We start from the raw sequence: 17,762 nt of genomic DNA on the forward strand, positions 1-17,762 counted from the left end.
TTTTACAAAATTCTTATTGCACGATATTTATAAAATAAATTTATCAAATAAAAAACGGTATTCTTATCTAAACTATCTTCCACCAAATGTAAAACTTCTTTTACGCTCAAAACATTTCCTTCATTAATTTTATCAGCTAATTTTTTGATTGATTCAATTTTTTTAAAGGTAAACTTTCTGCCTCTTAAATAAACATTCATCCGCCCTTTTTCTGCTGAATTATTGTAAAGAATTTTAAATGGCTTTTCAATAATTATTTTTAATTTTGGGTTTATATCTTTTTCTTTGTTTATTGGAAATATACTAGTTCTATATCCAGAATTACTTGAAATAGTATATCTTAAATCTCTATAGGCTTCTCTTAAAAGTTCGCGTAAATTATAGTTCTTAAACTCTGAAGGGATTTTATATGCTGTCAATATATTGTCAATGTTACTTAAATCATCAATTGGATTTAAGTCTGATGGAAGAAGTTCGTGAGTTTCATCTAAGTATTGCTCCATAAGAACAGTATTTAGCTTCTCTACAATTCTTTTTTTGGAATGATTGTAGAACCAATAAGTTAGGGCAATTGACAAACCTTTCTGTCTACCTACATGATAAACACCTTGTGGCATAAAATAAATGTCTCCAGGCTCGTATTTGTACTCTTTAGCATAAGGAATGAACCGATCAATATCGTTTTTATTAAATTTCTTTTCCAATTTCTCAAACACCTCATTTTCCCAAATGAACATGGATTTGTTACCCGGCCCTAAATGATAATGAATTACATTTTCACCTGGCATGTCTTGATGTATCCCTATGGGGGTATTGTTATAATTTCCAATAAATAATGTAAAGTTTATACCTTCAATCGGAAAACCCATTTTATCAAGTAACGGTTTTGATTTTATTGCAATTTTTTTTGATAATTTATTGTTGAATCTTTCTGCGGAATTAATTATTATACCAAACTCCTTATCCTCAAACACTCGCTCGCACCAAGATTCGACAGTATCATTACTTGATGGAGGTGTATTGTAAATTTTATTCATTTCATTTTTATCCAATTGATGCTTATCAACAAAAATTCTATATCCATATTTAGTGGTTTTTAAATGGGATAATTTGGAAATAATCTTTAAAACTAACCTCTTAAATTGTAAAATCTCATCTGCTGATATACTTTCTTTAATGACGTTTGTTTTTGTCATATTATTAGTTTCTACTAAAAAATCGTCCCACCATGATGGGCTAAATTTTTCTTTTTTGATTTTATTTAGAACATCGGATTTCATTATTCCACCTTTTTAATTAAAGAAATTCCTTTATATTTAATTAATGTTGATATTATGTATACTCCTGTCTCTTTACTCCAATCTTCATCAAGGACATCAATTAACTCAGCCACTCTAAATGTAGCTCCCGTATTTATTTTGTCTATAAGTAGTTTTAGGCAACTAAAATTATTAAACTCTATTTTTGTGCCTCTTATAAAAATATGGAGCTTTGTTTTGTCGTATGAGTCCTTATATTTAATTAAGAAAGGTAATTCTAATTGAACGATATCATTATTTTGCAACTTAACGTCTTTTGTAAGTGGAGGAGGATTTGTTCGATAGCCTGCATTACTGAATAGGGAATATCTAAAATCACGATACTCCTCTCTTATAAGATCTTTAAAAGATAATTTTTCTAATTCAGGTGGAATATCAAATAAACTTAGGCAATCATCTATAATGCTAATATCATTTATTTCGTTTTTATCAGCTTTCAAGTTCTTACCGCAGGTAATTAGATATTTTTCTGTTAGAAACGAAAGAATTTGTTTTGAAAAATCCTCCATTGAACGATTATTATACCAACATCCAATGGCCATTGATAAACCTTCCTGAGTTCCTACATGATAGATATCTTCTGGCATAAAGTACAAATCTCCTTCGCCGAATTCATACTTATTTGCGAAAGGAATATATTTTTGTATGTTCTGATTATTATATTTCTGTTCGCCTACTAACCCTTCATATGTATCATTGTCCCAAGTATACATTGTTTTTTTTCCTGGTCCCAAATGAAAATGGATTACGCTTTTACCCGGTAAATCCAAATGTATTCCGAGTGGAGTTTTGTCATAGTTTCCAATAAACAGTGTAAAAATAATACCTTCGGTTGGCATACCATTCAACTCTAGCAGTGGTTTCAACTTAAATGCAAGTAATTTGGAAAGTGCTGGGTTAAATCTTTCTCCTTGATTTACTATCATTCCAAATCTTTTGTTACCAAAGACTCTTTTTGACCAATCTTCAATTGATTCTCCTTTTACAGGTGGATAATCAAATAGATGTATCATCTCATTATTTTCTAGAAGTTTTCCATCTACGTAAACCCTAAACCCAAAACGACTTGTTCTTAATTTTAATATTGATGCAAGCATTTCTAAAATTTGGCTTCTCATCAACAAGATTTCTTCTTTGCGAATACAATTTTTAAAAACATTCGCTTCGGACATACCTTGAGTCTTTTCAATGAATTTACCCCACCAAGATTTGTCAAATATTTTGTTTTTTACAGTTGCCATTTTTTAAATACTTACTGAAATGGTTTAAACTTTTTTGATTGGTTAAAAAAGTTTAAATCACTTCACTTTAATAATTCCATGATTTTTATATATAGTATTCAGAATAAATAGTCCAATTTCTTCGTCCCAATCTTTATCTAAGGTTTTCAAAAGTTCGGAGACTTTTAAAGGTTTTCCAATATTTATTTTGTCAATCAGAGATTTAATACAATTGAAATTATTTAATTCGATCTTAACTCCTCTAACAAAAACATGAAGTTTTTCCTTATGTAAAGATTCTTTGTACAAAATTTTAAAAGGTTGCTCGATTTGAACTACGTTATTTCCTTTAAACAAAATGTCATTATCCATGGGGAATGGACTTGTTCTGTAGCCCGCATTACTATGAATTGAATACCTCAAACCCCTATAGGTCTCTCTTAAGAGATCTTTGTAATTTAAGTTATTAAATTCATGAGGGATTTTAAGAATTTCAAGGATATCATCTACTCCAGAAACATCATCTATGTCATTTTTGTCTATTGCTAATAAATCTTTTCCTCCTTCCAAAAATTCATTAAGAGTTAGTGACAAAAGTTTACGAAGTAATATTTCACTATTATGATTGTATCTCCAAAATGTTATGCCAATTGACAACCCATCTTGCATGCCAATGTGATATTCACCCTGCGGCATAAAATAAATACTGCCTTCTTTAAAGATAAATTTTGATGAGAATGGAAGTAAACTTTCGACATCTTGTTTATTATATTTCTGGGTGTTAATTAATTCTTTATATTCTTCATTACCCCACGTATACATAGTTTTTGCTCCTGGACCTAGATGAAAGTGCATAACGTCCTGTCCAGGTGGGTCTTGATGAATCCCTATAGGAGTTTTTTCATAGTTGCCAATAAATAATGAAAAGTTTATTCCATCTCTAGGAAATCCAACTTTTTCAAAATAAGGCTTTGTTTTTAGGGCTATATTTTTAGAGAGTTTTAAATTGAACTTTTCTCCAGCATTTATAATCATCCCGAATTTCTTCCCTTTATAAACTCTTTCAACCCATTCCTCTAATTCCTCATCTTCTAATGGGGGCAAATCATATATTTTGCTCATTTCCGTCTCATCCAATTTGACTCCATCTACAAAAACTCTAAACCCATATTTATCGGTTCTTAGTTCTGCAAGCTTTTGGATAATTTCAAGAACATATTTGCGGAAAAGTAATGTTTCTTCAAAGTTTAAACAATCTTCAATTACTGCTGTTTTGGTAAGGTTATTCGTTTTATGTAAAAACTTATCCCACCATTTTTCGTTGAAAGCCTTTGGCTTCTCAGTTAATGATGTTTTTACTGTTGCTTGTTCCATGATTTTGACTAATTTTTAAAATGTTTCAATTATCTAAATTTTAGAATCAAGGAAATCGACTGTGCTTTCCTTGATTCTAAAATTTGAAATCACCAATCACTTAATAGCACTAATACAATTTGTATCGTGATGATGTCTTCCATCATGGTGGTGAGATCCTCCTCCCACTACTTGTTTTTCTTGGAGTGGGTTAAGAACCTTGATTCCAAGAAAATCGCTTGCTTTTTTAATTTGTGCATTTTTCATTTTAAAAAAAATTAAAGATTAATAAATACCACTCTTTGTATATAGGCTGTGGCTATATCCTTTTTTTAATTGTCAATTCTATTTTTTTCTTCTTCATTTCCAAAATTGTGTTTTTCAACTTTTAAATGTGTAGCTCCAAATCGATAGTTTACCGACAACCTAAAATTTCTATAGTCATTGTAATACGAATATGAGTAATTTGTGTTGCCTGATTTGGTGTTTGCTCTTTCAATATCCGTTTTCAAAACATCATCAGCAAAAACCCCAATATTTAATTTGCTTTTGAGTAGAGAGAACTTAAGGCCTAAGTCCAAACTTGCTGACCCTTTTATTTTGTATACATCCTGAAATTGGGGTGATTGATACCAAAAGTTAATCTCACCGTTAATCGTCTTTTTGGTATTTAGAACAAATCTATTATTTACACTAACAAAGGCTCCCCAACCTTTTGGTTCAGAAATATTTACATCTTTTGTGAAATTCGTAGTAGTATAGAATAGATTACCTTGAAGTTCGGTTTGCAGCCAATCTAACTTGTTAAATATATAGACCTCACTTAAATTGTAAGTGTCAGTATTGTAAAAGTTAAGGTCTATCAAATACTGAATTTTCGTATCATCATCGAAAAAAGGTGGATTACCTCGACCTCTGCTTTTGTGTGAAAAAGAGAGTGAACTGAATAATACATTCTTGAAAGCATATTGAAACTCAATGTTGTCTGTAAATGAAGGCGTAAGTGTCGGATTACCCTGTGTATAACTGTAAGGACTATAATATACTTGGAACGGATTTAGCTCATTATATCTTGGTCTGGAAATTCTTCTTCCATAATTCAAAGAAAAAACACTCGCGTCATTTGTCTTATTTAAAATATATATTGTTGGAAAAAGCTGCAAGTAATTATTGCGATCTATTTCACCCAAAGTGATAGAGTTACCTTTGGTTTGAGTGTTTTCTATTCTCAATCCAAGTTGGATTGACCATTTTTCAGAAAGTTTTTTGTTACCCATAAAGTATAATGCCTGAGTATTCTCATCATAGTCAAAAATATTGCTTCTATTAGGTTGCAAAATTGGAACACCGGCCGTACTGTCAAAATATTTATTGTCATAATGTGTTTTAGAGAAATACACCTTGCCTCCAAAACTAAAATTTGCCCATAAAGTTGGATAATCAACATCAATTTTAGCCGAATAGATTTTTAGATCATGAATTCCTTTATTATCTACCGATAGATATCCATCAGGTGTTGAGGAAAAATCTTCAGTTATTGCTTGTGTTTGAAAACTTCTTTTCAGATCATTTCTAAAATCAAAATAATCAAAATTCGTAGAAATTTTTTTACCAATAGTATCCAGTTTTATAAAAGAATGAAAATTATATGAATTGGATAAAGTTTTTTTGTTGTCATAAGCAATTGTATTGATAATAGAATCAATAGATAAACTTATATTATCTTTTATTATAGATTTATTATATTGATTGGAGTGAGGTCTACTAAAATTACCTAAATATTGAATTCCTGCCGACCAAGTATCAGAAAGTCTGTAATCTAATCCAATATGACTACTAAAAATCTTAGCAATTTTTCTATTTTTAAAATTATTGTCCCATTTTTGAGTTGGATAAAATATTTTTTCTGTTTCGGTTTCTCTTTTTGAACCATTTTCATAACTAAGATTTGTGAAAAGACTTAGATTTTCTTTTTGATAATTGAAGTTGCCACCAAAAGTTCCTGAAGGATAAGTTGTTTGTCTGTACAAACTATTTAAAGAAACATTCCAATAATCACTATCTGAATGTTTTAGTTTTACATTTATTATACCGCTATTTCCTTCAGCATCAAACTTTGCAGGAGGATTTGTAATAACTTCTATACTTTTAATGTTATCTGTCTGCAAAGTTTTTAGAAAAATTATTAAATCATCACCTGATAAATGAATTAACCTATCATCTACCATTACAGCCATACTACTTTTTCCAACCATTGATATGGCATCGTTCTGTACCCGAACACCGGGTGCAACTCTCAGGGCATCCAAACCGTTTCCTCCACTTGCCGCCACGCTGTTCTCTATATTAAAAACCAACCGATCCACTTTACGTTCTATCAATGGTTTTTTGGCAGTTACCACCACTTCATCTAATTGGTTTTTATCTGCTTTTAAAATGATGCTTCCCAAATCCATATCCTTGTCCAGGGTTACGTTTTGATTCCACTCCGCATAGCCTATAAAACTTACGGTAAGTTTGTATGTGCCTTGTTTGGTTGTCAAGTTAAACGCACCCTTGTCGTCGGTAATGCCACCAGATATGATCTGGTTATTGGCATCGGTTAGGAACACATCGGCAAATTCAATAGGCATATTGGCAGCATCTTTAACAACACCTCGTATATCAACTTGCGAGTAGGAAGAAAAAGAAATGAGGGATATTATAAATATCTTAAATAAATTCATAAATGTTAAATTGATAGGTCAAAATTAAAACAGCTTATTAAGTTTTTCACTATACAAAAGGTTAGTTTTTTAGGTCTGTGGCAAAAAAATCATGGGTGTGCCCATTCCATTCGAAACAAAAGAGAGATTGTTTCTGTATTCTGGGTATAAAAATCGATCAATCCTTTATAAAGCATATAGATTGGAACCATTTTAGAACCTAAATAATTTAAAGGTCTGCTAATAACTGTAGTCTGTATGTTTACTAGGGATAATATCTTTAACAACTTGCAATCACATTCCGCAAATGCAACACTGTTACTGTTTTCACAAATTGGGGAAATGGCACGGAGTATCAATTGTTTAAACAATTTGATACATCGTATATTTTTCTTTATGGCAAACCTACCGATATGCCATATAGTATCCGAAGAAAAACCACTTAATACCTATAAAGAATCAATCCCAAAAATTCTTTGTAACGGTAATACGTCCATTCCGTTCCACTTTAAGATTCTAATGAAACCTACAATATTTCCTGAAGTATCTTCGGCAACAAATATTTTGGAACTGTTCAAAAAATCCATTTCCTGATTATAAACAGATAGAATCTCTTTCTTCCGTTTAAAAGGTACGTCATTACAAGACTGGCGATGGTGCTTGAAATTTTCTACCACTATAAATTCTGCCAATCTTATTATTTCATTCGGCTGAAGTTCTCTTAAACGATATTTTTCATAAACCATAAAACGACTGCTTTTTGTACCTAATAAAATTACGTAACCTATTAATTCATTATACTATACAAAAGGATAGTTTATTAAAAAAGTAATATATTTGTGATTAATCATGGACAATCGTATTGATAACTTCTTCTCAATCCAAAATACTGTAAATCATATCTCTGATAACGATTATAAACAGGTGCATGATTATTTAGAACCTATCCGTGCCTTTGCCAGAACCTCTTATAAAAGTATTTATGTTATAGATTATCAAAAAAAATGTTTAGATTACGTATCGGACAACCCTTTGCTTCTTTGTGGTCATACAGCCAAAGAGGTAAAAGAAATGGGTTACGGCTTTTATTTTAATTTCGTTCCTAAAGAAGATTTGGATTTATTATTGAAAATTAACACAGTTTGGTTCAATTTTTATGATAACATCTCTTTGGAAGAACGAAAACGATATACTATCCTGTACGATTTCCGTTTAAAAAACAAAAATGGAAAGACAATTTTGGTCAACCATAAATTAACACCCCTATTTTTGACCAGTAATGGTAAGATATGGAAAGCAATATGTATTGTATCGCTTTCTTCGAGACATCATTCGGGAAATGTTAAAATATACAAACAGGGCAGTAATAAATTTTGGCGATACGATCTAGAGAACAACTTTTGGAAAGTTGAAGAAAAGGTAGTACTGACCGAACGGGAAAAAGAGATTTTACGTTATTCAGCACAGGGTTATACGATAAACGAAATTGCAGAAATTATTTTTTTGTCACCCGCTACGATAAAATTCCACAGACAAAAATTATTTGAAGATTTGCATGTATCCAATATAACGGAAGCCATTTCCTTTGCCATCAATAATAAATTGATTTAGTTACTTTTATATTAATTGTCCATTATTGATGATAGATAAAATTCTGGAAATTTTTTTACTTTTTTTCCTGTTGCCAAATTGTACAGTAAATACGTACACACTCCTGCCACAAGCCACGAACCGATAGATAATTGGGGAGGCGGTAGGTTTTCTTTTTCGTTTTTATACCGTTGTAGAATTTTATCTATCCATATTTTGGGCGTTCCCCAAAACTTCAAATAACCCGATACGTATTCCACCATTTTAATTTCGTTAAATTTCTCCGTTTTTTTGGAAATTGATTCCAGTGATAATCCTTCGGGCATGATTACGTTAACTAAAGATTCCCAACCCAGATTATACGGATGTAAAACGGGAATACTTTTTTGTTGACATATTTTATCAAATAGCAAAGGAACATCCGAAGAAAAATCCAACGCATTAACAGCTATTTTATGACCTTTTAGGTACAATTCAATATTTCCATCGGTCAAAAAGCAATTGTAACACCTAATATTTGCCTTTCCATTAATCGCTTTCAGTCTTTTGCCAAGACTTGAGATTTAGCGACCAAAATATCATCTTCTACGTAATTTTGTCTATTCAAATTGGATAATTCTACTTGGTCACCATCAATAATGGTTATATTCTCAAAACCAAAACGTAGGGCACACTCCGCAATATTACTTCCTATACCGCTTCCAGCCAATAAAATGGGATAATTTTTTATTATTTTCTGTTCTTTCTCGATAAGGTACAATCTATTTCTACTATATCGTTCTTCCATTACTTTTTTCTATTACGAAATTATCCTATTGTGACCATTTATATACTATACAAAAGAATAGTTTTTACATTTTTGAACATTTATCTTTAGATAAGTTAGGCTCTTTATCATTAGGGAATATTTCCTCATTTTGATTCTCGATGGGGAGTAATAAAAACCTTTGTTTTCCTATCCAAACTTTCAAATTTTAAGATTTTAAATTGCCTCCATTTTTGCTATTCGGCATTGATTTAATTAGCTTTTTTTTCTCTTAAACAACAAACCAACGTCCTTATAAATCTTCTCAAAATTCAGTTGTAAATCTTCATTAGAATACGGTGTGTTATTTTTAGGCATTTCCTTTTGAATATGCTGCAATTTAAACTGTACTCTTTTATCCCTACCATCAGCAAAAGTGATAAACTCACCTTGTTTTAATCTGAAAAAAATATCCGCCCTGCGTTTGGAAACTTCTTTTTCGCCTTTGGTAATACGCGTATCAAAGTTAAGATTAAAACCTTTATTTATGCTAGTGGTTTCCATTTTTACGAGTTCAAAAAAACGTTCGTAGTATTTAGCCGTATCAGGGTCGTTCACTTTTCCAAAAAACTGATAGGAAAGATTGCTTAAAATTGCTTTGCTGGCTTTATCCCCATACAACATATCGTTTTGAATTTTGTCCTGCATGACATAAATAGTGGCAATATCATAGCTTCGGAGCGTAGCGGGAATACGGTGCATATTGAGCAATTTTATGGTTGGAGCTTCTTCCATCATTACAAACGAAGATTCTTGATTTCGCACACTCATTTGTTTAATGACCGTATGCATAATAGTAGCGATTATAGGAGAATATGCCGATTCGTACTTAGGCTGGTTCACGATGGAAATTACCGCAGGGTTTTCTTTACTGTTAATATTGAGAGGCACTTCATCAGCAGACAACACCATAAATAGTTGTCGGGAACTAATCTTTTTAAAGGCATTGGCCAAGGTACTTTTAACACCAGCTGTTTGCTTATCCGAATCGATACCATTGATAAAAGCACTTGCCATACTTTTAGAAGTTAAATTGGTACTTAAAAAAGCGACCATTTTTTTAGTATTGAAACTTTGAAAAACAGCAATCAAATGGGCAAGGTACAATATTGTGGAAAAGCTGTTTTTAATTTCCATATCAATCCGCTTAACAAGCCTTCTACGGCATCATTAAAAAACTTGCTTGCTCCGCTTATGCCAGACTCTTTATGTTCCAATAAATTCTCGATAAGTACTTTGGATAGTTCATTTACATCTTCTTCATTGAGAATATACCTAGTGTCAAGTCAACATTAAAGAGTCGTATATTTTTTATATCTTTGCAAGAAACCATGGCAAAAAAATATACAATAACCTTAACCAAAGAAGAGCGTAAAGATTTAGAACAAATCATTTCAAAAGGTAAACATAGCAGTCAAATTTATCGTAATGCTTATATCCTTCTAAACAAAGACGAGGGTGCTTATTCTGATTCAATTAAAGTAACTAATCAAGAGGTATCAAAAGTTTTAAAAATAGCTATGCGAACCATAGACAGGATAAAGAAACGTTTTGTGGAAGAAGGATTTGAAGCCTGTTTATCTCGCAAACCTACCACCCGTGTTTATGAAAGAAAGATTGACGGTGATAGAGAAGCCAAACTGATATCCATCGCTTGTAGTGAGCCCCCACAAGGTATGGCTAAATGGTCGCTTCGTCTTTTAGCCGATAAAATGGTAGAATTAAACTATGTAGATAGTCTATCTCATGAAACAGTTCGTTCTGTTTTAAAAAAACGAGTTGAAACCCTGGCGAGTTAAAGGTTGGGTTATTCCTCCAATCCAAAATGCTGATTTTGTAGCTAATATGGAACATGTCTTAGACGTTTATAAGCGCCCCTATTGTTCAAAACACCCTGTAGTTTGCATGGATGAATCCCCTAAACAACTTATCGACGAAATCAAAGATTCTATAAAGTTGAAAGATGGTAGTAAGATTGTGGACTATGAGTATAAACGAAATGGTGTTTGTAATATCTTTATGGCTAATGAGCCATTTTCAGGAAAACGAATAGTGAAAATTACAGAAAGAAAAACAAAAAAAGATTGGGCATTATTTGTAAAAGATATAGCAGAACAATACAAAGAAGCAGAAAAAATAACTTTGGTAATGGATAATCTAAACACTCATAAAGCAAGTTCTCTTTATCAAACTTTCAAGCCTGAACAAGCAAAACAATTATGGGATAGGTTTGAATTTGTTTACACCCCAAAATATGGAAGTTGGCTTAATATGGCAGAAATAGAACTCAATGTTTTAAATGGACAATGTCTAAACAGAAGAATAGACCATATTGAAACCGTCAAAACAGAGGTTGGTGCTTGGGTCAAGTATAGAGATCAAAAACAAGCAACAATAAACTGGCAGTTTACAACTAAAGATTCTTGCATTAAACTAAAAAGGCTTTATCCGACATTAAATAATTGACTTGACACTAGGAGCAATGGGATTGACCCGATAATGAATTTGGTCAAAGGCAATGGTATAGAATTTTACTTTGTTTTCTTTGAATAGTGGATAAGCCATTTCGGTCAATTCAAAATCTTTGTAATCATGAATAATTCCGCAAAAGTTATATCTACTAAAATGTTGCAGAAAATTATAAATAATACTTTCGGTTTTTCCACTACCGGCAGACCCAATAACCGATGCCCCACGTTTGATATTTTCTACTTGGAATTTACCCCGTTTTAATTTAAAACGAACCCGATATTTTTTGTGGACAGTCGTTGACCGCTCCTCGTGAAAGAATACATAGAGTACCGTGCCAATAAATAATACAGGAACGATAACATAAAGGATGATATGTGCCAGATTCCAATTCATATCCCGATAGAACTTGATTGTATGGCTTTATCAAGGACTCCAACAAAATATCCTTTTCCAACATGAACAAACTTGGATTGGATTCCAGACGGCGAATTTCCTGTTTAGCTTTTTGTACATTGCTTGAAATAGTTTCGGGTATTGAAGAACTGCCAAAAGATTTTACGACTTTATATTTTCCGTGAGATTTGGATATAATCTGAACACTAACGCTACCCAACTTGTTCCTCTTTTGCCTTATAAACATAAGGCTAAATTAACAAAAAAAAAAAAACGAGACACCCAAAACCTGACTTACTAAATTATAAATCGTATAAAATCAGGTAGTTAAGAGAATTTTGTTTTGGCATGACGAAAACAGGAAAAGTACTTTTAGCACTTTTGGTTTTTACTTTTAACGTGAGTTCTTTTTAAGAAATAATATATAACTTAATTTTAAAACACTGATAAACACGAAGTTATGTTCCCTGCCATTCTATATTTGTTAATTATTAAGTAGTAGTTTATTGACCAATTATGGATTCCTGCCTACGCAAGAATACAAAACGTTAAACCTTTTCTACTCCAGTAGGTTTTCGATATCCTTGAAAAGGTTGTTTTAACAATTCTTTTAAGGAAGAGTTTTTAACCTCATCAGGAAAAGTATCTACTCCATAGACAATTTTTTCTCTGTCTAACTCCAAATACGTTCCAAAAATTCTGTCCCAAATAGAAAAAATATTCCCATAATTAGAATCTGTATAAGGTAACATATTATGATGATGCACCTTGTGCATATCTGGAGACACAATAAAGTAGCTCAAGAATTTATCTACTTTTGGCGGAATTTTAATATTTGCATGGGTAAATTGTGTAAAAATCAACGACATAGATTGATAAATAAACACAATAGCAATAGGAGTTCCTACAACAAAAACACCTAATAACGTAAACGCAAAACGAATTAAACTTTCTATTGGATGATGCCTGTTTGCAGTAGTTGTATCTACTTTATGATCTGAATGATGCACTAAATGAACCATCCACAAAGGTTTTATTTTATGTTCTGTATAATGTGCTAAGTACGCACCAAAAAAATCTAAAAATAAAACGCCAAAAACCACATACAACCACAAAGGCATTTCTGGGAACCAATTGATAATTCCAAAATTATTAGCCTTTACCCAATCAGCAGTTTTTAATAATAAAAAAGCCAAAGCAAAATTGATGATAATAGTCGTTAACGTAAAAAACAAGTTAGGAATTGCATGTTTCCACTTTTTATAATCGAATTTAAATAATGGAATTAAACCTTCCAATAACCAGAAAAAAGTAATTCCGCCAACCAAAATAATACTTCTATGAGAAGAAGGAATGGTTTCGAAATAATTAAAAATAGTTTCCAAAATTGTTTTATTTGCAACTAAAATAGTGAAAATAATGTTGTCGATACAAATTTGTTTATTCTTCACAAATTTACTTGAACTTACAACTCGTTATTATTTAAACACAATCATTTAATAACATAAAATTCTAAGATATTATCACTTCGAATGATTTTCGATTTTTTGAGAAAATTGTATCGAAAAGTTTTTTAACAACAAAAATGAGAAAAGTCTCTTTTGGAGATTTAAATGCTATTATTTCCTCCTAACCTTCTTATTTCCTTCCAAAGGTAAAACCTCTTTTAATTTCTCTACAATATTATAAGTAGCAGGACAAATGGCTGTATTTGCAATCGTTAAATCTGTTATTCCAATAAACTTTTTACGATTTGTATGCGGATATTCAGCACATGCTTTGGGTCTTACTTTGTAGATAAAACACGTATTATCAGATTCATCAAAAAATGAACAAGGAGCCGTTTTTAGCACCATAAAATCGTCTTCATCTCTCTCTAAATACTGCTCTTGAAAAACGGCAACTTTTATCTTTAAATACTTTGCAATTCTTTCTACATCTGTATCTGTAAAAATCGGACTTGTAGTTTTACAGCAATTTCCACACGTTAAACAGTCAGTTTTTTCAAACTCTTTATCGTGCAATTCTTGCATTAAATAATCCAATCTTTTTGGCGTTCGTTTCTTTAATCTCGTAAAATATTTTTCGCTTTCTTTCTTTACTTCTTGTGCTAATTTTGGGAGTTCTTGTAAACGTTTTTCCATAATGCAAAAATACAATTTAATGATGACACTATTTTGTTTTTTGTGATGTTTAAGTAAATCAAATTAACACTTTAATACGGTTTTTTTTGGCCACGAACTCACGAATTTTATTTTTTAATCTTGAATCTGTAATGGTTTAGTAAATATATAAAATCTACAAAATAACCCAATTAATGCAAATACAGTTAACATATTGACCTAATTAATGTAAATACAGTCAATAAACTAACTCAATTAATGTAAATTTAGTCAGTTTAATTAAAATTTTATATATTTATAATATGAAAACAGAGATAGAAAGAGCTGTTATTAATGTAGTTCATAAAAAAGCGCAACCAAATAAAGTAATTTTATTGGTAGGCGCAAGACGTGTTGGAAAAACACGGTTTATAAAAAAATACATTCATAATTTTCCTCCTGCTAAAATTTTAAAATTAAATGGAGAAGATATAGACGATGCAGAATTATTAGCAAGAAGAAGTGTTGCAAATTATAAACGTTTATTAAAAGGTATCGATTTATTAGCTATTGATGAAGCGCAACATATACCTAATATTGGTTTAATTTTAAAGTTAATTATAGATGAAATTGACGGCATAAAAATAATTGTTACAGGAAGTTCTATGTTCGATTTAAACAACCAATTAGGTGAACCTTTAGTGGGGAGAAAATATACAATTTATATGTATCCATTAAGTCAGATTGAATTTTCTAAATACGAAAACTATAAAATAACTTCAGAAAAATTAGAAGAAAGATTGTTGTTTGGTGGGTATCCAGAATTGGTATATTTAGATAGTTGGGAAGACAAACAAGACTATTTACAAGAAATTATAAATGATTATTTATTAAAAGATATTCTAATTTTTCAGAATATAAAAAAGGCAGATAAAATTTATAATTTACTAAGATTATTGGCCTTTCAAGTTGGAAATGAAGTTTCATTAAACGAATTAGGAAATCAGCTTCAAATTTCTAAAAACACCGTTGAAAATTATTTAGATTTATTAACCAAAGTATTTGTGGTTTTTAAAGTTGAAGGATACAGTAAAAACCTACGCAAAGAAGTTACAAAATCCAGCAAATGGTATTTTTATGATGTGGGCATTCGAAATGCGATTATAAAAAATTTTAATATTCTACAAAACAGAAATGATGTAGGGCAATTGTGGGAAAACTACCTAATTGTAGAACGTATGAAGAAGCAAGAATATAAAAAAATGCTTCGTAATAATTATTTTTGGAGAACTTACGACCAACAAGAATTAGATTGGTTAGAAGAGAAAGCCGAAAAACTAAATGCTTTTGAGTTTAAATGGAACAGTACTAAAAAAGTAAAAATCCCTACAGCATTTGGGAAAGCGTATGAAAATGCAGATTTTGAATTGATAAATAACGAAAATTACTTGGATTTTATTACTTAAAAAAATTGCCACGAATTCACGAATTTAATCTTAGTAGTTGATGTTAAAAGTAAAAGCACTAAAAATCGAATTTTGTCATTTGCATCCAGCTTTAGCTGGATGTTATTGATAAGTTATAGAAATGGCTTTAGCAAAAGCTCTCTTTATCTTTAAAAACTGTTTGACTAAAACCAATAATACTAAAAAATATATTTGTAATGAATTAAAACTCATTGGTATTGAGTTTTTCATTAAAAAAATCACTTAATAAAGTGTTCTGAATTCACTAATTGTATTGTTTTTATTCGTGAATTTGTGGTAATTTTGTAAGCATATATACCAACCTTAAAACACAAACTGACCTAATTAACGTAAATACAGTCAATAAACTGACTGAATTAATATAAATACAGTCATTTTTATGATTATTTGTAAGTTCACAACAAAAAATAACTCCCAATTTTCTCCAAATAATCTTCCTATTTCAGTTCCAAAAAAACAAATAAAATCCTTAATTTTGCAATTCAATTTTCGAAAGTAAATGAATATCCAAAATACCATAGAAGCCAAAGTAAAAGAAGGCTTTTTAGCATTATATACTATAGAAATTCCGACTGTGGAATTTCAAGCAACCAGAAAAGAATTTGAAGGAGATATTACAGTCGTGGTTTTTCCAATGTTGCGCTATAAAAAAGGAAACCCTGTACAAATAGGAGAAGATTTAGGAAAATATGTTGTTGAAAATGTCCCAGAAATTACCAACTACAATGTTGTAAAAGGTTTTTTAAATTTGGTAATTGAGGATGCTTTTTACACAAACTTCTTCAATTCTATATATACTGATGCAAATTTCGGTATTGTTTCGCCAAAAGCAGATGAAAAAGCAATAATGGTGGAATATTCTTCGCCAAACACCAACAAGCCTTTACATTTAGGGCATGTTCGTAATAATTTATTAGGCTACTCTGTTGCTGAAATTATAAAAGCAGCTGGAAAAAAAGTGTACAAAACACAAATTATAAACGATAGAGGTATTCATATCTGTAAATCGATGTTGGCTTGGAAAAAGTTTGGAAATGGAGAAACTCCAGAATCTTCTGGTTTAAAAGGAGATAAATTGGTTGGAAATTATTACGTAAAATTCGACAAAGAATATAAAAAAGAAATTGGCAACTTAGTTGCATCAGGTATTTCTGAAGAAGATGCAAAAAAACAAGCGCCACTTCTAATGGAAGCACAAGAAATGTTACAAAAATGGGAAGCTGGAGATGAAAAAGTAGTTGCTCTTTGGAAAACTATGAACTCTTGGGTTTATAAAGGTTTTGATGTTACTTACAAAAATATGGGAGTTAATTTTGACACGTTATATTATGAAAGTGATACGTATTTATTGGGAAAAGATGTAGTTGCACAAGGTTTAGAAAAAGGTGTTTTCTATAAAAAAGAAGATGGTTCTGTTTGGTGCGATTTAACAGATGATGGTTTAGATGAAAAAATTGTATTGCGTTCAGACGGAACAGCAGTGTATATGACACAAGATATTGGAACTGCGATACAGCGTGTAAAAGATTTCCCAGATGTTGGTGGAATGGTTTATACTGTTGGAAATGAGCAGGATTATCATTTTCAAGTCTTGTTTTTAATATTGAAGAAATTAGGTTTCGATTGGGCTAAACAATTACATCATTTAAGTTACGGAATGGTAGATTTACCTTCTGGAAAAATGAAATCGAGAGAAGGAACTGTGGTAGATGCTGATGATTTAATGGTAGAAATGACAACTACAGCCAAAGAAATATCTGAGGAATTAGGAAAATTAGACGGATATTCTAATGAGGAAAAAAACGAATTATACAAAACCATTGGTTTAGGAGCTTTAAAATATTTTATTTTAAAAGTAGACCCGAAAAAAAGAATTTTGTTCGACCCAAAAAGTTCTGTAGATTTTCAAGGAAATACTGGACCTTTTATTCAGTATACGTATGCTAGAATTCAATCTATAATTAGAAAAGCAGATTTTGATTACTCTAAACCAGTTTCGATTGAATTACATGAAAAAGAAAAAGAATTATTGAAACAATTGGAGTTGTTTCCAGAGATAATTCAGCAAGCAGCAGCCAATTATTCGCCTGCAGTTATTGCAAATTACACGTATGATTTGGTAAAAGAATTCAATTCTTTTTATCAAAATGTATCAATTTTAGGAGAAGAAAATCAAGATAAAAAAGTATTTAGAGTACAATTGGCTAAGAAAGTAGCAGATACAATTAAGTCTGCATTTTCGTTGTTGGGGATTCAAGTTCCAGAGAGAATGTAGAAAATAAGTCAACAGTTGCAATATGCAGTTGGCAGTAAGGA

The 17,762-nt window shown here is 31.0% G+C and carries 12 protein-coding genes and 2 pseudogenes; 4 read left to right on the forward strand and 10 right to left on the reverse strand.

Annotation, left to right across the window (positions count from 1 at the left end; genetic code table 11):
- Positions 1 to 2: 2 nt before the first annotated feature.
- The 5 genes from J3359_RS04815 to J3359_RS04835 form a co-directional block, all read right to left on the reverse strand.
- Positions 3 to 1,280, reverse strand: a complete 1,278-nt coding sequence (locus tag J3359_RS04815; RefSeq protein WP_208079611.1) for a hypothetical protein — start codon at positions 1,278 to 1,280, stop codon at positions 3 to 5.
- Positions 1,280 to 2,560 carry a hypothetical protein gene (locus tag J3359_RS04820; RefSeq protein ID WP_208079612.1) on the reverse strand — a complete coding sequence of 427 codons (1,281 nt, stop codon included), beginning with the start codon at positions 2,558 to 2,560 and terminating at the stop codon, positions 1,280 to 1,282. The genes J3359_RS04815 and J3359_RS04820 overlap by 1 nt, the downstream gene beginning before the upstream one ends.
- 57 nt (positions 2,561 to 2,617) lie before the next feature.
- Entirely contained in the window at positions 2,618 to 3,913 is a 1,296-nt protein-coding gene (locus J3359_RS04825; protein ID WP_208079613.1) for a hypothetical protein, read from the reverse strand.
- Between the two features lie 311 nt (positions 3,914 to 4,224).
- Positions 4,225 to 6,618 carry a TonB-dependent receptor domain-containing protein gene (locus J3359_RS04830; protein WP_208079614.1) on the reverse strand — a complete coding sequence of 798 codons (2,394 nt, stop codon included), beginning with the start codon at positions 6,616 to 6,618 and terminating at the stop codon, positions 4,225 to 4,227.
- A 428-nt stretch (positions 6,619 to 7,046) separates the two neighbouring features.
- Entirely contained in the window at positions 7,047 to 7,343 is a 297-nt protein-coding gene (locus J3359_RS04835; RefSeq protein WP_208079615.1) for a hypothetical protein, read from the reverse strand.
- A gap of 103 nt (positions 7,344 to 7,446) precedes the next feature.
- On the opposite strand from J3359_RS04835, the gene J3359_RS04840 reads away from it, so the two are divergent.
- On the forward strand, positions 7,447 to 8,208 hold the full coding sequence (locus tag J3359_RS04840; protein WP_208079616.1) for a response regulator transcription factor: 762 nt from the start codon (positions 7,447 to 7,449) through the stop codon (positions 8,206 to 8,208).
- An 11-nt stretch (positions 8,209 to 8,219) separates the two neighbouring features.
- Here the strand turns inward: J3359_RS04840 and J3359_RS04845 are convergent.
- Together J3359_RS04845 and J3359_RS04850 are read right to left on the reverse strand one after the other, a co-directional pair.
- Positions 8,220 to 8,974: pseudogene (locus J3359_RS04845) on the reverse strand (ThiF family adenylyltransferase).
- 234 nt (positions 8,975 to 9,208) lie between these two features.
- Positions 9,209 to 10,269 (reverse strand): annotated as a pseudogene (locus J3359_RS04850) (type IV secretory system conjugative DNA transfer family protein); the annotation flags it as partial.
- A gap of 54 nt (positions 10,270 to 10,323) precedes the next feature.
- Between J3359_RS04850 and J3359_RS04855 the strand changes: the two are divergent.
- Positions 10,324 to 11,458 (forward strand): IS630 family transposase gene (locus J3359_RS04855; protein ID WP_208079617.1). Its coding sequence is split into 2 segments (ribosomal slippage): positions 10,324 to 10,763 and positions 10,762 to 11,458, totalling 1,137 coding nucleotides; the frame shifts between segments, so codons are not numbered across the junction.
- Here J3359_RS04855 and J3359_RS04860 read toward each other — a convergent pair.
- From J3359_RS04860 to J3359_RS04870, 3 genes are all read right to left on the reverse strand, one after another.
- On the reverse strand, positions 11,447 to 11,857 hold the full coding sequence (locus J3359_RS04860) for a hypothetical protein (RefSeq protein ID WP_243765985.1): 411 nt from the start codon (positions 11,855 to 11,857) through the stop codon (positions 11,447 to 11,449). The genes J3359_RS04855 and J3359_RS04860 overlap by 12 nt on opposite strands.
- A gap of 548 nt (positions 11,858 to 12,405) precedes the next feature.
- Complete coding sequence (locus J3359_RS04865) at positions 12,406 to 13,242, reverse strand: sterol desaturase family protein (protein WP_208080413.1); 837 nt, start codon at positions 13,240 to 13,242, stop codon at positions 12,406 to 12,408.
- A 234-nt stretch (positions 13,243 to 13,476) separates the two neighbouring features.
- Entirely contained in the window at positions 13,477 to 14,001 is a 525-nt protein-coding gene (locus tag J3359_RS04870; protein WP_208079618.1) for a YkgJ family cysteine cluster protein, read from the reverse strand.
- 281 nt (positions 14,002 to 14,282) lie between these two features.
- Between J3359_RS04870 and J3359_RS04875 the strand changes: the two genes are divergently transcribed.
- Together J3359_RS04875 and argS are read left to right on the forward strand one after the other, a co-directional pair.
- Positions 14,283 to 15,425, forward strand: a complete 1,143-nt coding sequence (locus J3359_RS04875; RefSeq protein WP_208079619.1) for an ATP-binding protein — start codon at positions 14,283 to 14,285, stop codon at positions 15,423 to 15,425.
- A 520-nt stretch (positions 15,426 to 15,945) separates the two neighbouring features.
- Positions 15,946 to 17,721 carry an arginine--tRNA ligase gene (gene argS / locus J3359_RS04880; RefSeq protein WP_208079620.1) on the forward strand — a complete coding sequence of 592 codons (1,776 nt, stop codon included), beginning with the start codon at positions 15,946 to 15,948 and terminating at the stop codon, positions 17,719 to 17,721.
- Positions 17,722 to 17,762 lie beyond the last annotated feature (41 nt).

It is taken from the genome of Polaribacter cellanae (assembly GCF_017569185.1).
Taxonomy (GTDB): domain Bacteria; phylum Bacteroidota; class Bacteroidia; order Flavobacteriales; family Flavobacteriaceae; genus Polaribacter; species Polaribacter cellanae.

Bases quoted from the DNA above. Each gene is read 5' to 3' on its own strand.
- J3359_RS04860 (WP_243765985.1), bottom strand. From the start codon at position 11,857: ATGAATTGGAATCTGGCACATATCATCCTTTATGTTATCGTTCCTGTA.
- argS (WP_208079620.1), top strand. From the start codon at position 15,946: ATGAATATCCAAAATACCATAGAAGCCAAAGTAAAAGAAGGCTTTTTA.
- J3359_RS04840 (WP_208079616.1), top strand. From the start codon at position 7,447: ATGGACAATCGTATTGATAACTTCTTCTCAATCCAAAATACTGTAAAT.
- J3359_RS04820 (WP_208079612.1), bottom strand. From the start codon at position 2,560: ATGGCAACTGTAAAAAACAAAATATTTGACAAATCTTGGTGGGGTAAA.
- J3359_RS04825 (WP_208079613.1), bottom strand. From the start codon at position 3,913: ATGGAACAAGCAACAGTAAAAACATCATTAACTGAGAAGCCAAAGGCT.
- J3359_RS04875 (WP_208079619.1), top strand. From the start codon at position 14,283: ATGAAAACAGAGATAGAAAGAGCTGTTATTAATGTAGTTCATAAAAAA.
- J3359_RS04870 (WP_208079618.1), bottom strand. From the start codon at position 14,001: ATGGAAAAACGTTTACAAGAACTCCCAAAATTAGCACAAGAAGTAAAG.
- J3359_RS04835 (WP_208079615.1), bottom strand. From the start codon at position 7,343: ATGGTTTATGAAAAATATCGTTTAAGAGAACTTCAGCCGAATGAAATA.
- J3359_RS04815 (WP_208079611.1), bottom strand. From the start codon at position 1,280: ATGAAATCCGATGTTCTAAATAAAATCAAAAAAGAAAAATTTAGCCCA.
- J3359_RS04830 (WP_208079614.1), bottom strand. From the start codon at position 6,618: ATGAATTTATTTAAGATATTTATAATATCCCTCATTTCTTTTTCTTCC.